Genomic DNA, 6,302 nt, shown 5'->3' with positions numbered 1-6,302 from the left:
ATTTGTGCAACAGAGCCCGCTCCGTCGCCTGTGATGCAAGTGCACGGTAGCGCAGCGCCATGCATTCCAAATAAGAGTGTTTCTGAAGCTAGCTCCGCGCAATATTGTGCCGCGCTATCCTCTACTTGTCCTCGGAAAAAGCCGCTGTTTTCCCGAGCGTATAGGCGAGCTGGCGAGGCACGCCGACTAATGGGAGTTTCTGCTCTCTGTTCGGTCACGAATGACCGCAATTCTAGCCTAGCTGCGGGTGCCAAGCCGCACTGCCGCATGACCGCTTTCCGCCCTTTGCTGTCAGTCTTGGATACCATGTAGCGGGTCCGGAGGTGCACGCGATGGTGGATGAACATCGGCGGCCAGCTCGCCGCACAAGGCCTGCAAGAGTTGGACGCTAGGTGCTTCGGCTCACGCCGACCATCGACGACAGTTCGACTTCTGTTCCATCTTCCTAGTCGCCACCCATGTCGAACCCGGAAGGCTCCACTCTTATGCAACTTAATTATTTCAATGGCTTCGCAGCGTATTCACCGAATCTGCACAGGCAACAGGCCTAGAGAATATCGGCTCAGAGAGAGCAGATCTGACCCCAGTCATGCACAGGTTGGTGAACATCCGTTACGGTACAAGGCTCTAAAACAAGGCAAAAATTTAGCCGAGGACTGTTAGAGAGAACCCTTGCGCTAGGGCGAGTGGCGGAGGCGGTGGGATTTGAACCCACGGTGGGGTTGCCCCCACGTCGGTTTTCAAGACCGGTGCATTAAACCACTCTGCCACGCCTCCTGTGCAAGCGGGATTATCCTTGGACAGGCGCAGGATCAAGCAAGCTCGTGCGGTCCTATCCGATGACAGTCGCTGACCATACCTGGAGCCGGCAGGTAAGCCGGCATGGCCCGGCGGACGAGGCCACTGTTCAGACCCACCAGCGTCCGGTGAGGGCAAGCCGGGCCAATGCGGCGCGGCGGGTGAGATCGGACAGATCGGGCGGCTTCCGCTTCAGGATCAGCGCGTCAAGGAAGCGGATCGGCGATGGACCGGGAAGCAGCGCCGGGGCCGCGGCGCGGGGCAGGGTGCGGCGGGCGGCTGCGGCCTTTCCGAACGCCTGCATGGCGATGTGCGCCAAGGCAGCCAGTTCCTGTGGATCCGCGCGGAAGAGGCCAAGACCAAGCTGTTGCAGCGCAGGCTGGGCGCGCAGCCAGGCGGTCAGCGCCGCGCCACGGCCCTGCGCCTGCAGGGCGGGCACATCCGGGGCGCCCAGCGTCCGGGCGGCATGCGACATCAGCGCGCCTCCGGTCGCGTCGGCATAGGCCACCACGGCCGCTGTGTCCTGAAAGGGCTCTCGTGCCGCGTCATGCCTGCGCGATTCGGCAAGGCCGGCGAACGCGGCCGCCTTGCTGCCCCATGCGGACCAGAGCGGCGACAGAAGCTCGTGCGGGGGCGGGGGCGCGTGCAGCGCCCCAAGGCGGTCCACCCACCATTGCACCCGCATCTCGGCGATCAGCGGGTCGCGGGCGGCAAGTGCCGTGCGGGCAAGCTCGGCGTTCAGGACATAAAGCGTGACCAGCCGCGCCTGTGCCTCTGCGGGCGCCAGCATCGCCATGGCGAAGCGGTCGGGGTCCTCGCGCCGCAGCCGCTCGGCCAGCAAGGCCAGCTCGGGGGGAAACCTGGCGCTCATGCGGCGCCGTCGCGGATCAGCTTCCAGCGGATCGCATCGACCAGCGCCTCGAAGCTGGCGTCCACGATGTTGGGGGACACCCCCACGGTGGACCATGCCGCGCCGCGGTTGTCGGTGAAGTCGATGGTCACGCGGGTCACCGCGTCGGTGCCTGCGCCGATGATCCGCACCCGGAAGTCGGCCAGCACCATCTCGTCGATGGATGCCTGCCATGGCCCGAGGTCCTTGCCGAGCGCCCGCCACAACGCGTTGACCGGGCCCGCGTCCTCGCCATTGGCACCGATGCTGTCGCTGGCCGACATCACCCGCTGGCCGCCGACCTGCGCCACTACCACCGCCTCGCTGACCGAGATGCGGCGGCCGATGGCGTTCAGGCGGCGCTCGACGGTGACGCGGTAACGCTCGATCTCGAAGAACGGGGGCAGGGCGCCCAGTTCCGCCCGCGCCAGCAGTTCGAAGGAGGCCTGGGCCGAATCGTAGGCGTAGCCCTGATCCTCGCGCTCCTTCACCGCGGCAAGCATGCGCGACAGGGCCGGGTCGCCGGGCTGCACCTCGATCCCTGCGCCGGCAAGCCGGGCGCGCAGGTTCGACTGGCCGGCCTGGTTCGACATCGGGATGACGCGCTCGTTCCCCACGGTCGCGGGGTCCACATGCTCGTAGGTCTGGGGGCCCTTGAGAATTGCGCTGGCGTGCAGCCCGGCCTTGTGGGCGAAGGCCGAGGCGCCGACATAAGGCGCGGCCCGCAGGGGCGATCGGTTCAGGATCTCGTCCAGCCGGCGCGAGATGCGGGTAAGGCTGGCCAGTGCCTCGGGCGTGACGCCGGTGGTCAGGGTGGAACGGAACGGCTCTTTCAGCAGAAGCGTCGGGATCAGGCTGGTGAGGCTCGCGTTGCCGCAGCGCTCGCCGAGGCCGTTCAGCGTCCCCTGCACCTGCCGCGCGCCCGCCGCGATGGCGGCCAGCGAGCAGGCCACCGCATTGCCGGTGTCGTCATGGGCATGGATGCCCAGCCGGTCGCCGGGGATGCCCGAGGCGATCACGGCGCGGGTGATCTCTCCCACGCGGTCGGGCAGGGTGCCGCCGTTGGTGTCGCAGAGCACGATCCAGCGAGCGCCCGCCTGATGCGCCGCACGCAGGCAATCGAGCGCATAGCCGGGATTCGCTTCGTAGCCGTCGAAGAAATGCTCGGCATCAAAGATCGCTTCGCGACCTTGCGTCGTGACATGGGCGATCGAGTCCGCGATGCAGCCGAGGTTTTCCTCAAGCGTGATGCCAAGGGCTTCCGTCACATGATAGTCATGCGTCTTGCCGACGAGGCAGACAGCCTTCGTCCCGGCATCCAGCACGGCGGCCAGCACGTCGTCGTTTCCGGCGGACCGGCCTGCGCGCTTGGTCATGCCGAAGGCGGTCATGGTGGCGCGGGTGGAGGGACCGGAAGCGAAGAACTCGCTGTCGGTGGGGTTCGCGCCGGGCCAGCCACCCTCGATGTAATCCACCCCGAGCGTGTCGAGCATCCGCGCGATCTCGGCCTTCTCGGCGGCCGAGAACTGGACGCCCTGGGTCTGCTGCCCGTCGCGGAGGGTGGTATCGTAGAGGGTGAGGCGGGGGGTCAAAGCAATGGCTCCAGTGCCACAGGGTCGAAGTCAGTGCCGGGCACGAGGTCGATGCCGCCCGCCTTCATACGCACCTCGACCCCTGCGGCGATCAATGCCGTCTTCAGCGCGTCGACAGCCGAGAAGTCCTTGCTGGCCTTTGCTTCTGTGTGCAGGCGGCTCATCTGTCCTGCAAGCGAGGCCAGCGCATCATCCACCTTGGTGTGCATCGTGTTCGCTGCTTGCTCGATCCCACCTTTGACCCATCCGCCCATCCCGTTCTCAAGAAGGCCGAGCATCCTGGCCGAAGCAAAGAAGTTTGCTTCGGCGGCAGCAGTATCCTGCGTCTCTGATATTTCCCGTGCCAACTGATGAAGTCGCGTAAGTGCACCCGCTGTGTTGAGATCGTCGGCCAGAGTCGCGAGCATGACTTCGTCAGCCGTGCCACCCTCGTAAGGCAGGATGTGATGGTGCCATTTCTCTAGCGTTGCGCGGGCCTCCCGCACCTTCTCCGCCGTCCAGTCCATCGGCTTCCGATAATGCGTCATCAGGAACACATACCGGATCACCTCTCCGGGTATCCCCTGATCCAGCAAATCCCGCACGGTGAAGAAATTGCCGAGCGACTTCGACATCTTCTTCCCCTCGACCTGCAGCATCTCGTTATGCAGCCAGACGCGGGCGAAATCCTCCTGCGGATGGGCGCAGCAGCTTTGGGCGATCTCGTTCTCGTGGTGGGGGAACTGCAGGTCGATGCCGCCGCCGTGGATGTCGAAGCTTTCCCCCAGCAGCGCCGCCGACATGGCCGAGCACTCGATATGCCAGCCCGGACGGCCGCGGCCCCAAGGGCTGTCCCAGCCCGGCTCTTCCTCCGACGAGGGCTTCCACAGCACGAAATCCATCGGGTCGCGCTTGAACGGCGCGACCTCGACGCGGGCGCCGGCGATCATGTCATCGACCGAGCGGCCGGAAAGCCGGCCGTAAGCCGGGAAGGACCGGACGTCGAACAGCACATGCCCCTCGGCGGCATAGGCGTGGCCCTTGGCGACCAAGGCTTCGATCATGGCGATCATCTGCGGGATATAGTCGGTCGCCCGCGGCTCGTGGTCGGGACGCAGGGCGCTCAGCGCGTCCATGTCGGCGTGATACCAGCCGATGGTCTCCTCGGTGCGCTCGCGGATCAGGTCCTCCAGCGGGCGGGGGTCACCGGCCTGCTGGCGGGCTAGCGCCGCCGCGTTGATCTTGTCGTCCACATCGGTGAAGTTGCGGACATAGGTGACGTGATCTGCGCCATAGACGTGGCGCAGCAGGCGGTAGAGCACGTCGAAGACCACCACCGGTCGGGCATTGCCCAGATGCGCGCGGTCATAGACCGTGGGTCCGCAGAGATACATCCGCACATTGGCCGGATCGATGGGCGCGAACGCTTCCTTGCGGCGAGTGCGCGTGTTGGTCAGCTTGATCTGGACCATGAATTCCCCCTTGGGCGGGGTTCAAGTCGCGCGTGAACGTCCCGCCTGGCCTTGTGTCAGACGGTAATGCAGCAGATGGTCGGGCGCCCGTTCATGACGAACGCCTTAGCAGCGGCAGGCTGGGCGGGCAAGCGGCAGCGTCGCCGCAAGCGGACAGGCAGGGGCCGTTCCTCAAGCCGCCGCATTGACCCCCGAGATCATCAGCCGGTCCCGGCCGCTGCGCTTGGCCCGCAGCAGCGCGTCGTCGGCCTGCTCCATCAGCGCCGTCGCGCGGCTGCGCGGATCATGCGGACCCGGACCCATGCTGGCAATGCCTGCCGAGATGGTGATGCGCAGGGCGCTTGCCTCATCGCGGCCGGGCAGGCGTATCCGCTCATCGGACACGAGGGCGCGCATCCGGCGGGCCACGGCGGCGGCCTCGGTTTCCGAGGTGTCGGGCAGGATGGCCAGGAACTCCTCTCCGCCGACGCGGGCGACGAAGCCGGGTGCCGGCACCGCGCGGTCGAGCCGCGCGGCCACATCGGCCAGGACGGCATCGCCGGCGGCATGGCCATGGCGGTCGTTGACCTCCTTGAAGCGGTCGATGTCGATGGCGACGATCGTGCAGGTGCCACAGTCGCGGCTGCACAGCTCGACCAGGCGCGGCAGCGCGTAGCGCCGGTTCGGCAGGGCCGTCAGCGGATCGATCCAGGCAAGTGAGCGTTCACGTTCCTCGGCGGCGCGGCGTCCATCGGCGGACAGCTTGCGCCGGATCAGCGCATCCAGCCGCAGCGCCGCCTCGTCGGCCATTCCGTCCGCCGTCAGCATCGACAAGAGCGCATCGCCTGCGCCAAGGTCGAGCGCGACCGGCATCATGTCGCGCCGCTGCGGTTCCAGCACCACCGCGAAAGCCGCGTCACGGGACGACCGGCGAGAGCGCAGTTCGGACAGCAGCCGCAGCCCGTCGCCGGGCTGCGCCATGTCCGCGGCGATCAGGTAAAGGTCGGGCACCAGCCCCACCGCCGCCTCGGCCAGAGCCCGTTCGGGGTCGGCGATCCGCAACTGCGCCGCAAGCCGCGGCGCCAGCGCGTGCCGCCATCCCATCGCGGTGCCCGTCTCACCCGCGATTAGCAGGACCGACCGCGCCGCGGTGGCAGGGGCGGGCAGGAACGCCTGCTGCTCCTCGGCCATGCCCGGAACGGCAGGTGCCGCGGCGGCATGGTGGCGATCCCGCATCAGCGCGCGGATGCGCGCGAAAAGGTCGCCTTCGTCTAGGGGCAGTTCCAGAACGGCCGCGGCCCCCGCTTTCAGGGCGGCGATTCGCTGGTCTTGCGGAACCATCATCACCACGGGCAGGCTCGGCTCTGCACACGCGATGCGTTCGCAAAGCTCGACCGGCTCCATGTCGCCGGGGGGGCCGCCGATCAGGACGATGCCGGGTCGGCAGCGCGCCAGGACCGCCAGCGCCTCCGCGCCCGTGCGGGCTGTCAGCGGGTCGTAGCATGCCGCCGCAAGACGCACCTTGAGCGTGATCCGGTTCGTGGCCGTGCCATCGACCACCAGGATTTGCCCTTCCATGCCTGCTCCTCGCGG

The 6,302-nt window shown here is 67.2% G+C and carries 4 protein-coding genes and 1 tRNA gene; all 5 read right to left on the bottom strand.

Going from position 1 to position 6,302, the window contains the following annotated elements:
* Positions 1–687: 687 nt before the first annotated feature.
* Positions 688–777: transfer RNA gene (locus tag Q4F04_RS07825), tRNA-Ser, on the bottom strand.
* A gap of 130 nt (positions 778–907) precedes the next feature.
* Entirely contained in the window at positions 908–1,669 is a 762-nt protein-coding gene (locus Q4F04_RS07820) for a squalene/phytoene synthase family protein (RefSeq protein ID WP_303369274.1), read from the bottom strand.
* The gene (gene cimA / locus Q4F04_RS07815; protein ID WP_303369273.1) at positions 1,666–3,279 is read right to left on the bottom strand and encodes a citramalate synthase; all 1,614 of its coding nucleotides are present in this window, start codon (positions 3,277–3,279) and stop codon (positions 1,666–1,668) included. Before cimA ends, Q4F04_RS07820 begins: the two co-directional genes overlap by 4 nt.
* Positions 3,276–4,730 carry a cysteine--tRNA ligase gene (cysS, locus tag Q4F04_RS07810; protein ID WP_303369272.1) on the bottom strand — a complete coding sequence of 485 codons (1,455 nt, stop codon included), beginning with the start codon at positions 4,728–4,730 and terminating at the stop codon, positions 3,276–3,278. The genes cimA and cysS overlap by 4 nt, the downstream gene beginning before the upstream one ends.
* Before the next feature lie 171 nt (positions 4,731–4,901).
* Positions 4,902–6,287 (bottom strand): diguanylate cyclase, encoded by a 1,386-nt coding sequence (locus Q4F04_RS07805; RefSeq protein WP_303369271.1) that lies wholly within the window; start codon positions 6,285–6,287, stop codon positions 4,902–4,904.
* Between the last annotated feature and the right edge of the window lie 15 nt (positions 6,288–6,302).

Origin of the sequence: Paracoccus sp. (in: a-proteobacteria), assembly GCF_030536915.1 — a bacterium.
Taxonomy (GTDB): domain Bacteria; phylum Pseudomonadota; class Alphaproteobacteria; order Rhodobacterales; family Rhodobacteraceae; genus Paracoccus.
This window is presented reverse-complemented; position numbering and strand designations above follow the sequence as displayed.